At 46.7% G+C, this 14,975-nt stretch carries 15 protein-coding genes; 8 read left to right on the top strand and 7 right to left on the bottom strand.

The annotated features are described in order from the left end of the window. The first annotated feature begins 48 nt into the window (after window positions 1–48). The 7 genes from RID09_RS04880 (at window position 49) to RID09_RS04850 (ending at window position 7,768) form a co-directional block, all read left to right on the top strand. The gene (locus tag RID09_RS04880) at window positions 49–1,155 is read left to right on the top strand and encodes a glycosyl transferase (RefSeq protein WP_446334828.1); all 1,107 of its coding nucleotides are present in this window, start codon (window positions 49–51) and stop codon (window positions 1,153–1,155) included. Further along, entirely contained in the window at window positions 1,152–1,967 is an 816-nt protein-coding gene (locus tag RID09_RS04875; RefSeq protein WP_446334827.1) for a hypothetical protein, read from the top strand. Before RID09_RS04880 ends, RID09_RS04875 begins: the two co-directional genes overlap by 4 nt. 11 nt (window positions 1,968–1,978) lie before the next feature. Next, window positions 1,979–2,563 carry a hypothetical protein gene (locus RID09_RS04870; protein ID WP_446334826.1) on the top strand — a complete coding sequence of 195 codons (585 nt, stop codon included), beginning with the start codon at window positions 1,979–1,981 and terminating at the stop codon, window positions 2,561–2,563. 46 nt (window positions 2,564–2,609) lie between these two features. Beyond that, window positions 2,610–3,026, top strand: a complete 417-nt coding sequence (locus tag RID09_RS04865) for a secondary thiamine-phosphate synthase enzyme YjbQ (RefSeq protein WP_446334825.1) — start codon at window positions 2,610–2,612, stop codon at window positions 3,024–3,026. Between the two features lie 584 nt (window positions 3,027–3,610). Then, entirely contained in the window at window positions 3,611–4,192 is a 582-nt protein-coding gene (locus RID09_RS04860; RefSeq protein WP_446334824.1) for a hypothetical protein, read from the top strand. A gap of 206 nt (window positions 4,193–4,398) precedes the next feature. Then, window positions 4,399–6,264 (top strand): PhoX family protein, encoded by a 1,866-nt coding sequence (locus RID09_RS04855; RefSeq protein WP_446334823.1) that lies wholly within the window; start codon window positions 4,399–4,401, stop codon window positions 6,262–6,264. Window positions 6,265–6,490: 226 nt separating this feature from the next. Next, window positions 6,491–7,768 (top strand): molybdopterin molybdotransferase MoeA, encoded by a 1,278-nt coding sequence (locus tag RID09_RS04850; RefSeq protein ID WP_446334822.1) that lies wholly within the window; start codon window positions 6,491–6,493, stop codon window positions 7,766–7,768. A 193-nt stretch (window positions 7,769–7,961) separates the two neighbouring features. Here the strand turns inward: RID09_RS04850 and RID09_RS04845 are convergent, their stop codons facing one another. The 7 genes from RID09_RS04845 to RID09_RS04815 form a co-directional block, all read right to left on the bottom strand. Beyond that, window positions 7,962–8,582 carry an HPF/RaiA family ribosome-associated protein gene (locus tag RID09_RS04845; protein WP_446334821.1) on the bottom strand — a complete coding sequence of 207 codons (621 nt, stop codon included), beginning with the start codon at window positions 8,580–8,582 and terminating at the stop codon, window positions 7,962–7,964. Between the two features lie 430 nt (window positions 8,583–9,012). Continuing rightward, the gene (locus RID09_RS04840) at window positions 9,013–9,339 is read right to left on the bottom strand and encodes a hypothetical protein (protein ID WP_446334820.1); all 327 of its coding nucleotides are present in this window, start codon (window positions 9,337–9,339) and stop codon (window positions 9,013–9,015) included. A gap of 423 nt (window positions 9,340–9,762) precedes the next feature. Further along, window positions 9,763–10,074, bottom strand: a complete 312-nt coding sequence (locus RID09_RS04835; RefSeq protein ID WP_446334819.1) for a DUF4926 domain-containing protein — start codon at window positions 10,072–10,074, stop codon at window positions 9,763–9,765. Next, window positions 10,071–10,418 carry a DUF6883 domain-containing protein gene (locus tag RID09_RS04830; protein ID WP_446334818.1) on the bottom strand — a complete coding sequence of 116 codons (348 nt, stop codon included), beginning with the start codon at window positions 10,416–10,418 and terminating at the stop codon, window positions 10,071–10,073. Before RID09_RS04830 ends, RID09_RS04835 begins: the two co-directional genes overlap by 4 nt. Then, a complete protein-coding gene (gene dusA, locus RID09_RS04825; protein ID WP_446334817.1) occupies window positions 10,415–11,449 on the bottom strand; it encodes a tRNA dihydrouridine(20/20a) synthase DusA in 1,035 nt (344 codons plus the stop codon). Before dusA ends, RID09_RS04830 begins: the two co-directional genes overlap by 4 nt. A gap of 275 nt (window positions 11,450–11,724) precedes the next feature. Continuing rightward, the gene (locus tag RID09_RS04820) at window positions 11,725–12,549 is read right to left on the bottom strand and encodes an SDR family oxidoreductase (RefSeq protein WP_446334816.1); all 825 of its coding nucleotides are present in this window, start codon (window positions 12,547–12,549) and stop codon (window positions 11,725–11,727) included. A 413-nt stretch (window positions 12,550–12,962) separates the two neighbouring features. After that, window positions 12,963–13,979, bottom strand: coding sequence for a LysR substrate-binding domain-containing protein (locus tag RID09_RS04815; RefSeq protein WP_446334815.1), 1,017 nt, complete (start codon window positions 13,977–13,979; stop codon window positions 12,963–12,965). A gap of 238 nt (window positions 13,980–14,217) precedes the next feature. On the opposite strand from RID09_RS04815, the gene RID09_RS04810 reads away from it, so the two are divergent. Further along, window positions 14,218–14,895 carry an NnrU family protein gene (locus tag RID09_RS04810; RefSeq protein ID WP_446334814.1) on the top strand — a complete coding sequence of 226 codons (678 nt, stop codon included), beginning with the start codon at window positions 14,218–14,220 and terminating at the stop codon, window positions 14,893–14,895. The last annotated feature ends 80 nt before the right edge of the window (window positions 14,896–14,975 follow it).

Genomic DNA, 14,975 nt, shown 5'->3' with positions numbered 1-14,975 from the left:
GACTTATCTAATTACCTATTCCCTGTTCCCCGTTTTAAACACCTGAATATGTCTCGACCTACTGTATACATTGCGATAACCAACCATGGCTTTGGTCATGCGGTTCGTGCGGCTTGTGTCGCCGCCGCCATCCAAAATCTTTGTCCAGACATCTTACTGATGCTGGTAACCACAGCCCCACATTGGTTGTTGGACTCTTATATTCCCGGAGATTTTATTCATCGCCCCCGCGCCTTTGATATTGGCGTGATTCAGTCCGATAGCTTGACCATGGATAAAGCGGCGACATTGGCAAAACTCAAGCAAATTCGGGCATCCGAAAATTCAATAATTGCCAGTGAAGTTAATTTTATCAAAACCAATCGTGTAGAACTTGTGCTAGCTGATATTCCACCCTTAGCTGCGAAAATAGCCCAAACGGCGGGGATTCCCGGTTGGATGCTGAGTAACTTCGGCTGGGACTTTATTTACCGGGCGTGGGGTGGAGAATTTGTGGAGATTGCGGATTGGATTGGCGAGTGTTATGGCTTATGCGATCGCTTGTTTCGTCTCCCCTTACACGAACCGATGACAGCATTTCCCAATATTACTGATGTGGGACTCACAGGTGGGACACCCGGTTATCCAGCCAGCCAGTTGCGGGAAAGGTTCAGTTTAACCTCACCTCCAGACAAAACGGTATTACTCAGCTTTGGCGGACTCGGTTTACAAGCAATTCCCTACAATACACTGTCCCAGTTTCCCGACTGGCAATTCATCACCTTTGACGCCAATGCCCCCGATTTACCCAATTTACTGAAACTTTTGGGTCGAGACTATCGCCCTGTGGATATTATGCCCTTGTGCGGACGAGTGGTGTCTAAGCCGGGATACAGCACCTTTGCGGAAGCGCTACGCCTAGACATTCCCATTGTCTCTCTCACCCGCGAAGATTTTGCCGAATCCTCCTTCCTACTGGAAGGTATTCAAAATTATGCGTACCATCAAATTGTGACCCCCAAAGAATTTTTCCCCGGTAGCTGGGACTTTTTGCACCAATCCCCAAATCCTCCCAAACAATCCCAGCCTATCGCCAAAGATGGGGCTGACGCGATCGCTCAAGCTGTTGTCCATTATTTGCAAACTCACTCATCAAAGTTCTCTAACCTGACATGATAGCTACTGTGAATTCTCTGCTAGACAAAACCGCACCTACCCCGAAAACCTCAGATACACCGGAAACGCCGAAAACAACCAATACTCCAGAACTGACTGAAACGTCAGAGAAGCCGAAAACGCCAGAGACTGCAGAGAAGGGGAAGACAGCTAAAACGTCCAAGACAACGGAAACCTCAAAGAACCCGAAAAGTTCAGAAACCACCGAAACTCTCAAACCGACTCAAACCCCCAAAACGACTGAAACGAATAAGGCAAAGACAACCAAGACGACGAAAGCCACCAAGACAACCAAACCCTCAGACCCCAACAAAGAGAGTTCCACATCGTCTACCCTGGAATTAGCGGCTCATGATGTACGCTTGGTCATTGATCAGCAACGGGAGCAAAGCCAAACCCTAACCACTAAGTTAAATATCCTATTTGTTACCAACGGCGCCCTGTTCACTAGCTTAACCATATCACGGTTGTTATTTTTTCCTAATGGGTTTAGCCTTGCCGAGCTTCTAGGATTTCTGATAAATTTCACTCTGCTGATCAACGCCTTCTTACCGCGCCAGTTAGCCGTTAGCCCCAATTTGGGCGATAAAAAATTTCTGGAACGTTATCTTGTCCTGTCACCGGAGGAATATCAACTGCGAATGATTGTTAACCTGGTAGAGACCTATAATGCAAACAAGCAGCGATTGGAGGATGTCTCATCATCCTTACAATATTCTGCCTATGTGACCTGGGGGTTAGCCTTGGTTGTTACCTTGCATGTTCTAGGGATTTACTTTGTGCCGTTGATTGACCTGAGTAGTTTTGGCTAGGTCTTGCGATTATGACTTCTCAACACGTTCACAACAACTCTTCTGGGAAACAGTTAAACTTACCAGAACCCGACCCAGACAACATCACGGTGTTGACGCGCAACCTGCCCAACAAGCCAATTCTACCGTGGAATCGTTATGATTCTCCTTGGCGTGATCCTGAGGTGGAACAGGCGGATGAGTCTGAGGTATTAGATACCGATGATGTATCGGATACCGATGACATCGCCGAACAGGTTATGGCTGACACTCTAGAGGAATTAGCAGATGACGTTGAAGATAAAGCGGGTGAGACACAATTTCTAGAAGTTGTTACCGAGTGCGTCGAAAAAACACAAACCAGGGAACTTAACGAAGAATGCGGTGAAACAGAAGCGTTAGAAAAGGTGGAATCCGTCGAGGTAAAACCTGAAGCACCCGACATTAACCCAGAAGCAGAATCTGATGAAGTGGAAAACGTAGATGAGGATGATCCTTTAGTCGCACACTTATCGGAGAAATTGGGAATTGGCGATCGCGAAGACGATGAGGAGGATACCGAAGAATTACCAGAAGATGAAGAACACGAAGAACACGAACTCAAGCAACTGGGTTAGCCTTCTAGCCAACAATTGAGAACCTCTGTCCTAATTCAATGAATCGATGACCCATTATCAACAGAAATTTACAATCAAGACAACGGGAAAATCCTTCACCAGAATCACCTCAAACGTCAAAGACATCGTTGAGGAGTCAGGCATTGGCACCGGACTTTGTACCGTATTTTTGCGCCACACTTCAGCCAGTCTGGTGATTCAAGAAAATGCTGACCCCGATGTTCTAACTGATTTATCGAATTTCTTTGCCAAATTAGTGCCAGAAGATGGCAGCTACATCCACGATACCGAAGGACCCGATGATATGCCCGCCCATATCCGGACAGCTTTAACCAAAACCTCAGAACAGATTCCTATTGGCAATGGTAGATTGATGTTAGGAACATGGCAAGGAATTTATATTTGGGAGCATCGCCAGCAGAGACACAATCGGGAGGTTGTGGTTCATATTTCTGGAGATTAATTCTGGAATGGTCTAAGTTTTTTCCCTTTTGCAACTAGCTGTTGCGACATCACAGTAAAGAACAGACCAAAATAAACCAAATCTCTGAATTCGTAATGGCGCAGCGTTATTTTGGGGTTTTAACTATTGATGACTATTACACTGTAAGACTTTGGCTTAATTTATAAGATTTTATTATCACCATAAGTACGGGAGAGCCCAGACAGCACAACCTCGGCAACATCAACAAAGGCTGATACACCGACTCCACCGCCTGGGGCAAGCCCGGAAAAATCGGGACAAGATGCAGCCCCCGAATCAGCCGTCCAACCTGATGCAGGTTCAGTTCAATCTCAAGGGACTCTTAAAATTCTTAACGATTAGATTACCTGGTTTTAAGTTAGGACAGATAAAGTCTCTATTTAGAGTAATCTGACATCTCCTGTAAGATGTCGGTTTGAACGGTAGGTGCATTTACTTATTCCGCTAGGGATGCATTTGCATCAAACTGAGTCAACTTCTTCTAAGGAAAAAGCAAGCTGTTCAGCCTTCAAATGACTGATTCAGATTCGCGGTCAAGTTCCAGGCGTAAAGCCTTTGTAACTATGTACATCAACTCGTTGAGACAATCACGGCAACCAGAAGTGGTAAGAGTCGCTTTGACAGAGTGGATTGGCAAAGGTTTGACCCGCCATTTTTTGATAGTGGTGGCGGCGGCGTTCCTTTGCTTTGTTGGTGATAGTTATCGACCGGTACAGGCAGAGGCGGAAAGCATCGTTGTTGATATGTCTGTCTATGGTCAAGTTGAGTATGAAGACTTTTTCGGGCGAGCAAAGGCGATGGCTAGCGACGAAATTAGTCGTCAATTTAGTCAAAACCCCACTCTTTCAGAGATTCAGGTAGTGGTTGTCGGCGATCGCGACGGCGAAATTGTTCCCATTCTCAGGATTACTGTTTCTCGTACTCAGTGGCAAGAAACTCCCCGTGTGAGTTTCTTTTCTGATTACTATAGTGCCTCCTACGCGCTACTCCAGCGTTATGAAAGGCAGCCGACAGAAATAGTGGCAAGAACTCCAGTTAGGGCGACTATAGGGACTCAACGTCCGAACTCACAAATTGATCAAGCCTTTGATGAAGGTCGTCTGCCTGGAACAGTGGCACAGGAGTATTTAGATGAATTGGATTAGGGATTGTGATGTTTGGCAAGTTAGGTGTGACCGTTCACTGACACAAAATATCTTAACCTTTCCCGACTGAGAAATATAGCATCCTGCCAGGGAAAAGCTTCCGGTTTAAAACGGGGTTGACTTGACGTGACTGAGTTCGAGTATAGAGCGGTTTTCAGTTCACAAGCGTTACCCACAACAGCGTCAATATTAACAGGAGAGTGCAATTGATTCACGACAACAGAAGCAGCAATAAGTCAGGCAATCGTCCGTTTCAAGACGTACTCCAAGCCAGAATGTCTCGGCGAAACGTACTCGCTCGTGGTGCAGCGCTGTCAGCCACTGGCTTCTTAGCCGCACTGGTAGGCGATCGCTTGTTAGATCGAGGTGCGGCGGCGACGGCTGAAGGGTCTACCGCGATCGCCAAAGCTCCAGGCAGCCGTTTGATCAACTTCAAACCTGTTCCTGCTGTTAAGGGTACAGGACCCATACCCACCATTTCAGCGGATTACCAGTTTGACGTGCTGATTCCCTGGGGAACCTCGATTCAGCCCGGTGATCCAGAATATAATGGTGACCCGAATACACGCCCGACGGCTGCCGAGCAGGCGCAACAAGTTGGAATTGGTCACGATGGCATGTGGCTCTTCCCGATTGGAGATAGTAATGACCGGGGGATGCTGGCGATTAACCACGAGTTTGGTAAAAACTTCCATGTCCTCGGCAAGGAAGCACCGGACAGTCTTGAAGATGTGCGCCTCTCTCAGCATGCTCACGGCGTATCCATAGTTGAGATTCAAAAGATTAACGGCAAGTGGCAAAGGGTTGGCAGCTCGAATGCTCGTCGCATCCATGTAAATACACCTGTAACGTTCAGTGGACCCGTTGCCGATCATTCACTGTTGCAAACACCAGCAGGCAATTCCCCAAAAGGTACAGTGAACAACTGCGCCAATGGTCACACTCCCTGGGGGACTTACCTGACTTGTGAGGAGAACTTTAACGGTTACTTCGGCGCTACCGATAGCTGGACACCTACGGAAGCACAAGAGCGCTATGGCTTCAGTGCCGCAGGCTTTGGCTATGATTGGCACAACTTTGACCCGCGCTTTAACCTCTCGAACGCCAGTTACACCAACGAAGAGAATCGCTTTGGCTGGGTGGTCGAGATTGATCCGATGGATGCTTCTGTGACACCCGTTAAGCGGACTGCATTAGGTCGGTTGAAGCACGAAAACGCCGAGCTTGTCGTCGGACAAGGCGGTCGTGCCGTGGTTTACATGGGCGATGACGAACGCTTTGACTATATTTACAAGTTTGTTTCACAAAGCAACTGGCGGTCGATGCGGGCACGGGGTATCAGCCCCTTAGACCGAGGGACGCTCTATGTCGCCAAGTTTAATGATGATGGCACAGGCGAGTGGCTGGAACTCACGATTAAAAATCCAGCCCTTGCGGCTCGGTTTACGGATCAAGCTGAGGTGTTAACCTTTGCCCGTCTCGCCGCTGACACCCTGGGTGCCACACCGATGGATCGTCCGGAGTGGATTGCTGCTGCTCCCAATGGGGATATCTATTGCACCCTCACGAACAACAGCCGCCGTCAAGTTCCTGATGCCCCTAACCCTCTGGCATCCAATCCCTTTGGTCACATCATCAAGTGGCGAGACAGCAACAACCATGTTGGCACCACCTTCACCTGGGACATCTTTGTTCTCGCTGTCGATACCCATGATACCGACAAAAGCGCCTTTGGTAGTCCGGATGGTCTCTGGTCTGATCCCGATGGCAGGCTGTTTATTGAGACTGATGGTACTCAACCTGAAATCAACGGCGTGAGACCGAATGACCAACTGCTGGTTGCTGACACAAACACGAGTGAGATTTGTCGCCTCTTCACTGGGGTAACAGGCTGTGAAGTGACGGGTTTGACCAGAACCCCTGATCGTCGAACGCTGTTTGTCAACCTTCAGCATCCGGGTAATGGCAATCCAGCTTTGACAAACTTTCCGGCACCCCAAGGTAGCGGCAAAATACCCCGTGATCTAACGGTTGTGATTACTCGCAAGGATGGCGGCATCGTTGGTTCCTAAGTTGGTGTAATGTTTGGGTTTTTGTCAACTCCTGCTTGGCTTAAAGCGATCGCAGACAGACGTTGTTCAATGTATTCTGTCGCCCACTGTTGAGGCGAAAATAAAGAAAAAAATCCCCTCCCAGCATAGTTCTGAGAGGGGTTTCATGGTTTTGAATACAAGGATAAAAGTAATCAGTTCACAGTAAAATCGAACATTAATCCCGCTTCTGATTTCCTTTAAACCCATGCTACCCGTTAACCAAGCCGAATCGATTATCTTAGATCTCGTTCAACCCTTAGACTCCCAGTTAGACAGCGAAATTATAGACCTATCCGCCGCCACAGGTCGCATTTTGGCTGCTCCTGTAACCAGTCAATTGGATTTTCCCCACTGGGATAATTCTGCCATGGATGGTTATGCGGTGCGCTATGCTGATGTGCACTCGGCTAGTGAACAGCAACCGATACGTTTAGAACTCGTCGAAGATATTCCCGCCGGATATCAACCGCAAAAAACTATTGCAGCCGGACAATCTGCGCGTATCTTCACCGGTGCATGTATGCCACAGGGCGCCGATACAGTGGTGATGCAGGAACATACATTGCGTGAGGATAACCATGTTTTAATCTTACAAGCACCGAAACCTCAAGGCTTCGTGCGTCATCAGGCATCATTTTACCGTGCTGGAGAACCCCTTTTAGCCACAGGAATTCAACTGGGTGCGCCAGAAATTGCTGTCCTAGCCGCCGCCCAATGTACGGAACTCACCGTCTATCGCCGTCCCAAAGTCGCGATTCTCTCCACGGGGAATGAACTGGTTACCCCGTACCAACCCTTGCAACCGGGTCAAATTGTCGATTCCAATCAATACGCCCTAGCCGCTTGGGTTACTCTTTGTGGCGGAATTCCTAAGGTACAGGGGATTGTCCGCGATAAACCAGACGCCCTGAAGCAAGCCATTGCTCAAGCGATTCCCGCCGCTGATATGGTTCTGTCTACAGGTGGCGTTTCTGTGGGGGATTATGACTATGTAGATGAAATTTTAGCCCAACTGGGTGCTGAGATTCACATCCGTTCGGTTGCGGTTAAACCTGGTAAACCCTTAACCGTGGCGATGTTCCCGCCTCATCAGGGGAATAAAAAAGGCTCATCGCATCCAGTATTATATTTTGGTCTACCCGGAAATCCAGTATCTGCCTTAGTCAGTTGTTGGCGATTTGTGCAACCTGCGATGAGAAAGCGTTCTGGTTTGCCAATGCAACGATGGAAGCCGAGGTTTATCAACGCCATCTCTCGTAATGAACTCAAATCTGATGGGCGTCGAGAATCCTATTTGTGGGGTCAGCTTCAATTAGTTGAGGGAAACTATGAATTCAATCTGGCGGGTGGGAGTCACAGTTCGGGTAATTTAATTAATTTAGCCCAAACCACAGGTCTGGCTATGATACCCGTTGGTCAAACTTTGATTCTAGAAGGAGAAACGGTGCAAGTTTTGTCGGTGGGCTTTGAATTCTCTCGTTGAGATTGATGAGGAAACATCCTTTAAGATGGGGCGGTTGTAGACGCGGAGCGGCTTCCCGTAGGGTAACCGCAGCTACACAAACAAAACCCGCCTTCGCGGGTTTACCGTTGCAAGTCTGGAACACATCGGTCAGGGCGGGTTTAGTCGCATCTGTTGTGATAATCGTGAAACCCGCCCCTACACAAGTGCTAATCTATTGGCTCCAACCGAGGGGCTGTTCAATTTCCAATTCATCAACTTTGGAAATACGCTCACCCGGCTTGTTCACAATCTGCACAGTACTGGCTTGCAGTCCCTGTTCGCCTTCCTCGGCAAAAAAGTGGACGCCTGTACCGATTCCTAAGCGGTCAAAGTCATCATGGAGGACACTATTACGGTGGAAATAGACTTCCTGACCCTCCAGGCTTTTAAGAAAGCCGTACCCTTCTTCTGGAAATAACTTAGTAACTATTGCCGTCATTTCCTGAGTAGGATGAGACTTGACTTTATTCTGTTGCCGTTCGGTGAGTTCGATAAGCTGGCGGCGTGCCGACTCAAAGGCGTTACGCACTACGGTTTCTACAGGCTGATACTGGTTTCCTTGTCCGGGATTTTCGACCACAGCAAGTTCGTGACCTGGTGGTACTGTCATATCAATTCGTACCCGATAGGGGGAACCGCTATTGGGGTTTTTGTGTGCCTGTTCAATCGCAATGCGGCAACTATTAAGGTGGTCGCAAACCTGCTCCAACTTACCGACTTTTTCCCGCACTAATGCCTCTAACGCTTCGGTTTTTGGCACATCCCGGTAGGAAATCTCTAATGGAATTTGCATAAACTATCAGTCCTCAATTCAGCTATTTATAATTACATTACGCACGGACTTATACTATCAATCGATCGCGAAAAGCGTGCAAGGTGACGCGCAATCCCTGGAAGGCTCTCTGTTTGTCCTCCCAACCTAGTTCTGCGGCTACATCATTGACCTAAGTATTTGTTTTTTGAACGGTGGTGTCAAATGCTGGTAATCCTGTCGCAGACATATAATATCCTCCTGTTATGTTATTTTCATCCGGTGCGAGAGGTCTCTATTGCTGTGAACCTCTGCAACACCACTGTAATCAGGTTAACAAGGCGATCGGGTTCAAGCTTTCTATCGAATTATATAGATTTGAGATAGAAGTCTCGAATTATTTTTGCTAAATAATTTCGGCTTCATTTGCCTCTCCCATAAGATTGATTTCAGTTTATAATCTAGACGGGGTTTAAATAGCAATCCACCGACTACCGCCAGGTCTGTCCTCTTTTGGTGGAGTAGGTTCGTATTCCACCCTGACCAAATCCTTCCTTGTCTGCACAACAGCCAAACTATCGCTCTTGTGGGTTCCTGCTGGCACCCGTTCATCAGGAGAACCTGGATTTAGCGGCGGTTCCTCTAACTGTTTTTTTTGTGTCAATAATGAATTTTGTCTTGCTTTATGGGAAAATATTGACATCAGGAAATGTTGATGACTTTGAATGTAGATTACAGGGTGACTCAATACGGTTGCCAAAATAATTAGGTTTAGTATTATATAAGCCTGAGTATTCATAGATAACGTCCCTGGCGCAACTCTAATCGCTTCTGTTAAGTTCAGAATAGTTTGCAGAACTTTCCTTAAGCAAACTGAGCGATGTAGAGGCTGGACGTTTTTGAGCATCCCGAATAACCTGTTAGGGGAAGGTGTCAGACTTGGGGGATTCCCCTAACTTTTTGAGTTCCCCCCTTTTGTCACGGCGATTAAAATCGCTGTTACACTGACCCTTGCGTCCGCTTGACAAGGAGTAGGTTATAAAGGGGATGGTTAACCCGGATTTGGTATGAGTGGAAATCCTTATTTTTGAGTAGCCAAGCCAATACAGTTTAACTTTTTGATTTTGCCAAGATTCAGTGCAATGAATCTGTTACTCGGTGGAATACTAAAACTTTAGGATAACATGAATATTTTGGAGAATTTACTCAATTTATCCCGTAACTACCGCTGACACAAAAAGTGAGCAAAATCTAACACTTCCTGTCGGCGTTCCTCAGACAGGCGATTTACGATCGCCGCCACTTGTTCTGCTACTGATAGCCAGGTTTTAGTCTTTGCTTTCCATACCACAATAAATTGCTCAGGTGACAGTGTACACAATGCGATGGATTCACCATCCGGATTGGTAAATTCTACCTCATAAGCCTTATCGGAGTAACATTCTACAATCGCCCCTTGCATACCAGAGGAAAGATTGTGTTCAGGCAAATTTACCAGTAACTTAATTCCATCAAATAACTCGGGTTCAATCATGGGCTTTTCCTCACGTAAAGCGTTACTAATCTCGCTGAATCACTATTAGGTTCTACAATCCAGCCTGTCCGAACAATCTCTTGCTGACCTTCTGTTCCAAGAATTAAAATATCTACACTATAGCGCTGACCATGTTGATCATTGCGACCCAGTATGACCTCGGCATCAAGTGCTTGATGGGAGATTTGCTCTAACAGTGAATTGTAGTTATCTTTACTAAATCCTAAACGATTTTGAAATACTATCGCTTTGTCTTTGCCTACGGGATTATCTGGATTCAGAGCGTACTCTGTTAGCTTACGCGGATCAATAGCCAGACGATTAACAATCTCTTTCAGTTTCATCTAACACTCAGGGACAAGTCAGGTACTTTTGCCAAGGCTTCCCGCACCACCTCAGAACCTGCACCCAGAATACAAGATTTTTCGGTTAAATGTCGCTTCCAAGCACGACTCCCAGGTTGTCCGGAAAATAATTGTAGGATATGGCGGGTAATTTTATTCAGCTTCAATCCTTTTGCCACCCAATGATCAATATAATCTAACATCCCTTCCGCAACCTGATGGCGATTGGGGGGTATACGTTCCTCCCCAAATATCTGACAATCGGCTTGAGCAAACAGATAAGGGTGATCGTAAGCGGCGCGTCCAATCATTACCGCATCGACAAATTTTAATTGTTCCTGTACCTGTTCTAAACTGGTAAATCCCCCGTTAATTTCAATAAATAACTGGGGAAATTCTTGCTTGAGGCGATGCACGTCACTATACCGTAAAGGGGGAACCGTGCGATTTTCCTTGGGACTTAATCCCTGTAACCAAGCTTTCCGCGCATGAACGCTAAAATGCTGACATCCGGCTGCTGAGACAATACTGACAAAGTTTGCCATATCCTCATAGCGATCGCACTCATCAATACCAATCCGATGCTTGACGGTAACAGGTATTTTAACCGCCTTAATCATCGCTTCCACCCCCCGCGCTACCCGTTCCGGTTGCGCCATCAGACAAGCACCAAAGTTACCATTTTGTACGCGATCGCTCGGACATCCTACGTTAAGATTAATCTGGTCATACCCCATCCCTTGGGCAATTCGGGCGCATTCGGCGAGTTCTAGGGGATTATCTCCCCCCACTTGCAACACCAAGGGTTTCTCTTGGGAGGAAAAACCCAACAGGTGTTCGCGATCGCCATGTATAATAGCTGCACTGGTAACCATCTCGGTATAGAGGAGAGTGCGGCGGGTAATCTGGCGCATAAAATACCGAAAATGGCGATCTGTTCGATCCATCATCGGCGCGACACTTAAGGGATAAGTTCCCTGGATGACGTGAGGTTGAGGTTGGGGTAAAACGACGGTATTGGGACTGACCATGAGGTTGTAGAATTTGTCTGGATGCGATCGCACTGGGTATCAGATCCAGATTAACAACTCACGGAGTTCTATAACATATAGCAGACAAGCCATTTGATTCACTCTCTGTGCTTTTCCTCTATCAGGATTACTCCAATCCACGCCATAATCATCTATCTTGAGCTTGAGAGCGATCGCACTTAATACCAAGTTGCGTTCTAACCTGTCATGGGAAAGTGTTGCGGTAGCGAAAGCGTTGCGTTAGCGTTAGCGGGAAACTCTTAAGAGCCAGGTAATTAGAACATAATCTCTGGATGAATGAACTGATACCCAGCCACTTTAATCTTTTGATTTGACACTCGCGCATTGTAGGGACGAATGCTGGATACAGATGTATCCCAGGATACCTTGGCTAGATTGTGCGTCTCAAACAATCGATCCAGTAATTCCCGTGACGGTAATCGTGCATCATCGACTAAGTTATAAATCCCTTGCAGATGATGGGAACGGGCAAATTCAATCGCTCCCACAATATCATCCAGATGAATCCAATTGGTGATATCCTCTCCCTTACCTGGACGAGTGGTTCCTGCAGATCGACCAAATATCTTCACTAATTCCCGATTCACTCCGTAAATTCCACCTAGGCGGAGAATACAAACTTGTAAATTTGAATAAGCGGCTGATAGCAATACCTGTTCAGTTTCGGCTAAAATATTACCATTTGGAGTGCTTGGCTGAACTGGAGACTCTTCTGTGATCCAATCTCCCCCTTGATCACCATAAACCGAATAGCTACTTGTATAAATTAATTGAGTGACTGTTGGAGTATCTTTGAGAACAGAAACTAGAGTTTTCGCCGTTTCTAGATAAGCGTCTTGATAAGCATTAGCACTAGATGCACCTACACTTAAAAGAATAGTATCCTGGTTTTGCACCACTGATTTTAACCCCTCTGCGTCATTGCCTTTAACCACAACAACGCGCTGGGCAATTTTTTCTAGGGTTGGCACTTTCTCAGGAGTGGTTGTGGTTGCGGTGACAGTTAAGCCCAAGTCTTGACGCCAGTGGTGTGCAACGGCTTTACCGACATAACCGCAACCGATAATTGCAACATTCATGCTACTGGGAGATATAGTACGATCTTAGACTATACGCGATCGCAAAACAAAATGGCGTATGGTTTCCCTCTGAATCGCGTTGTTCATAGCCTTGATTCACAAATTGACAATGGATAATGAAGAATGGATAATGACCTCTTCTTAAAAGAAGAGGATTGAAATTAAGGAAAATCTTTTTTGATTTCTTCGTAAACGAAGAGGTCTTAGACCCAATTAATCAATTGTCAATTATCAATTATTAATTATCCATTGATCAATCAGAACATACGCGGCGAATCTAGTCCTAGTAGGGGTACGACATGTCGTACCCCTACAGGTAGACATGTTGTACCCCTACAGGTAGCTCTTACTTCTGCACTCTCACACCTCTACACTCTGGCAATTTCAACCGCAAACGCTTCGCTCAACTGTCCTTAACCTGTTGGTTGAGACGATGCAGGTTGAGATGATGCCGAATTCAGTTTAGGAGCCGTTATTGGCGCTGAGGAGGGTGGATTTTCTTGCCATCCTGGAGGCGCAAACTGCGGCAAAATTTCCCGGCTGAATGCTTCGGCGGCTTTGGAACGGTAGCGATGGGGATTGACGATTAAAGACAACATTCGCTTCACCACAACGCCTTCTATCGTTGCTCGGTACAAGACACCCATTTGCAATTCTTTTTCGATGGCTGAAATAGACACAAAAGCCGCCCCTAATCCAGATTGCACCGCGTTTTTAATTGCCTCAATTGAGTTGAGTTCCATCTCAATCTTCAGGCGTCGGGTATCAATATCGCAGCGCGTGAGAACGTGGTCAATTACCTTACGAATCGTAGATTGGGAGTCGAGGGCAATAAATTGTAACTTATACAAGTCCTCCTTATGCACCGTTCCCACCTTTGCCAGGGGGTGAAAGACGGGTAGAATGAGCGCCAACTCGTCTTCCGAATAGGGCATAATATGTAGCGTTTCTTGAAGTTCCGTGGGTACTTCACCGCCAATGATGGCTAAATCGACCTGTCCATTGGAAACAGACCAAGAGGTACGGCGAGTCGAGTGGACTTGTAATTGTACTGAAACATCGGGATACTTCTGTCGAAACAAGCCAATCATCCGAGGTAAGAGATAGGTTCCCGTGGTTTGAGAGGCGCCCACAATCAGCGTTCCACCCTGGAGATTCTGTAAATCTTCAATCGCCCGACAGGTTTCCTGACAAAGAGTGAGGATTTTTTCACCGTAGCTTAGGAGTAAGTGTCCGGCTTCTGTCAATTGAGCGCGACGCCCGCCTCGGTCAAATAAGGGAACATCAAGCTGTCGTTCCAAGTTTTGCACTTGTAAACTCACAGCCGGTTGGGAAACGTACAAACTATCAGCAGCACGTTTGAAACTCCCCTCAGAAGCGATAGCTTTGAGAATGCGGAGTTGATCGAGAGTGAAAGGAAGGTCAGACATAGGAGCTAAACCATCAAAAAAGGAGCAATAACAGGCAATCCCAGGGGGGTTGAAGATGGGATTTAACGTCAACGATGAATTGGATTGCCAAAAACGAACATGTAAACCTCTGCCTGAAATCGACAGTAACACAACACGGGATCAACTCTTTGAGTATTCTTGCTAGGATGAATTGTGCAATGAATCAACATCAGGATTTATGGGGGTCTTGACTAACGTGACATCCAGTCATTGGGTAATGGCTGGACTACTTTTGGGGTTTGCGATCGCGCATAGTGGTCTAGCCGCACTGCGACCTTGGGCTGAACAACGCATTGGCGCGAGGTTCTATCGAATTTTATTTGCTCTGGTTAGCCTATCTCTTGCCGTTGTATTAATTATTTACTTTTTCAACCACCGCTATGATGGGATTCAATTGTGGCAGGTGCAGGGAATTCCGGGGATCAAGCCCCTAGTCTGGTGGCTTTCGGCGCTTTCTTTTTTGTTTCTGTACCCAGCGACATTCAACCTGTTAGAAATCGCCGCTATCCAGAAACCCCAAGTTCACCTCTACGAAACCGGGATTATTCGCATTACCCGACATCCGCAAATGGTGGGACAGGTGATCTGGTGTATTGCTCACACCCTCTGGATTGGCACCAGCTTCACCCTACTCACCTCGGTGGGATTAATTTTGCACCATTGCTTTGGGGTTTGGCATGGGGATCAACGGCTTTCCAAGCGCTATGGTGAAGCCTTTGAGTCCGTCAAAGAGCGTACCTCGGTTTTTCCTTTCCTTGCTCTGATTCAAGGACGCCAAACCCTGAAATGGGATGAATTTATCCGTCCCGCCTATCTAGGCGTAATCGGCTTTGTCGGCTTGTTATGGTGGGCGCATCCCCTACTCATGCGAGCAACTGCCCAAATAAATTGGTAAAATTAGTAGATTTATTGTTCAAATAATCCCAATTCGATGTAGCATGATCCCAAGGCTAGAGTAAAAATCCAATAGAATTC

The sequence above is a fragment of the Coleofasciculus sp. G1-WW12-02 genome (assembly GCF_040219735.1).
Taxonomy (GTDB): Bacteria; Cyanobacteriota; Cyanobacteriia; order Cyanobacteriales; family Coleofasciculaceae; genus Coleofasciculus.
This window is presented reverse-complemented; position numbering and strand designations above follow the sequence as displayed.

Bases quoted from the DNA above. Each gene is read 5' to 3' on its own strand.
- RID09_RS04840 (WP_446334820.1), bottom strand. From the start codon at position 9,339: ATGAATACTCAGGCTTATATAATACTAAACCTAATTATTTTGGCAACC.
- RID09_RS04865 (WP_446334825.1), top strand. From the start codon at position 2,610: ATGACCCATTATCAACAGAAATTTACAATCAAGACAACGGGAAAATCC.
- RID09_RS04810 (WP_446334814.1), top strand. From the start codon at position 14,218: ATGGCTGGACTACTTTTGGGGTTTGCGATCGCGCATAGTGGTCTAGCC.
- RID09_RS04830 (WP_446334818.1), bottom strand. From the start codon at position 10,418: ATGAAACTGAAAGAGATTGTTAATCGTCTGGCTATTGATCCGCGTAAG.
- RID09_RS04850 (WP_446334822.1), top strand. From the start codon at position 6,491: ATGCTACCCGTTAACCAAGCCGAATCGATTATCTTAGATCTCGTTCAA.
- RID09_RS04860 (WP_446334824.1), top strand. From the start codon at position 3,611: ATGTACATCAACTCGTTGAGACAATCACGGCAACCAGAAGTGGTAAGA.
- RID09_RS04875 (WP_446334827.1), top strand. From the start codon at position 1,152: ATGATAGCTACTGTGAATTCTCTGCTAGACAAAACCGCACCTACCCCG.
- dusA (WP_446334817.1), bottom strand. From the start codon at position 11,449: ATGGTCAGTCCCAATACCGTCGTTTTACCCCAACCTCAACCTCACGTC.
- RID09_RS04845 (WP_446334821.1), bottom strand. From the start codon at position 8,582: ATGCAAATTCCATTAGAGATTTCCTACCGGGATGTGCCAAAAACCGAA.
- RID09_RS04880 (WP_446334828.1), top strand. From the start codon at position 49: ATGTCTCGACCTACTGTATACATTGCGATAACCAACCATGGCTTTGGT.
- RID09_RS04835 (WP_446334819.1), bottom strand. From the start codon at position 10,074: ATGATTGAACCCGAGTTATTTGATGGAATTAAGTTACTGGTAAATTTG.
- RID09_RS04815 (WP_446334815.1), bottom strand. From the start codon at position 13,979: ATGTCTGACCTTCCTTTCACTCTCGATCAACTCCGCATTCTCAAAGCT.
- RID09_RS04870 (WP_446334826.1), top strand. From the start codon at position 1,979: ATGACTTCTCAACACGTTCACAACAACTCTTCTGGGAAACAGTTAAAC.
- RID09_RS04820 (WP_446334816.1), bottom strand. From the start codon at position 12,549: ATGAATGTTGCAATTATCGGTTGCGGTTATGTCGGTAAAGCCGTTGCA.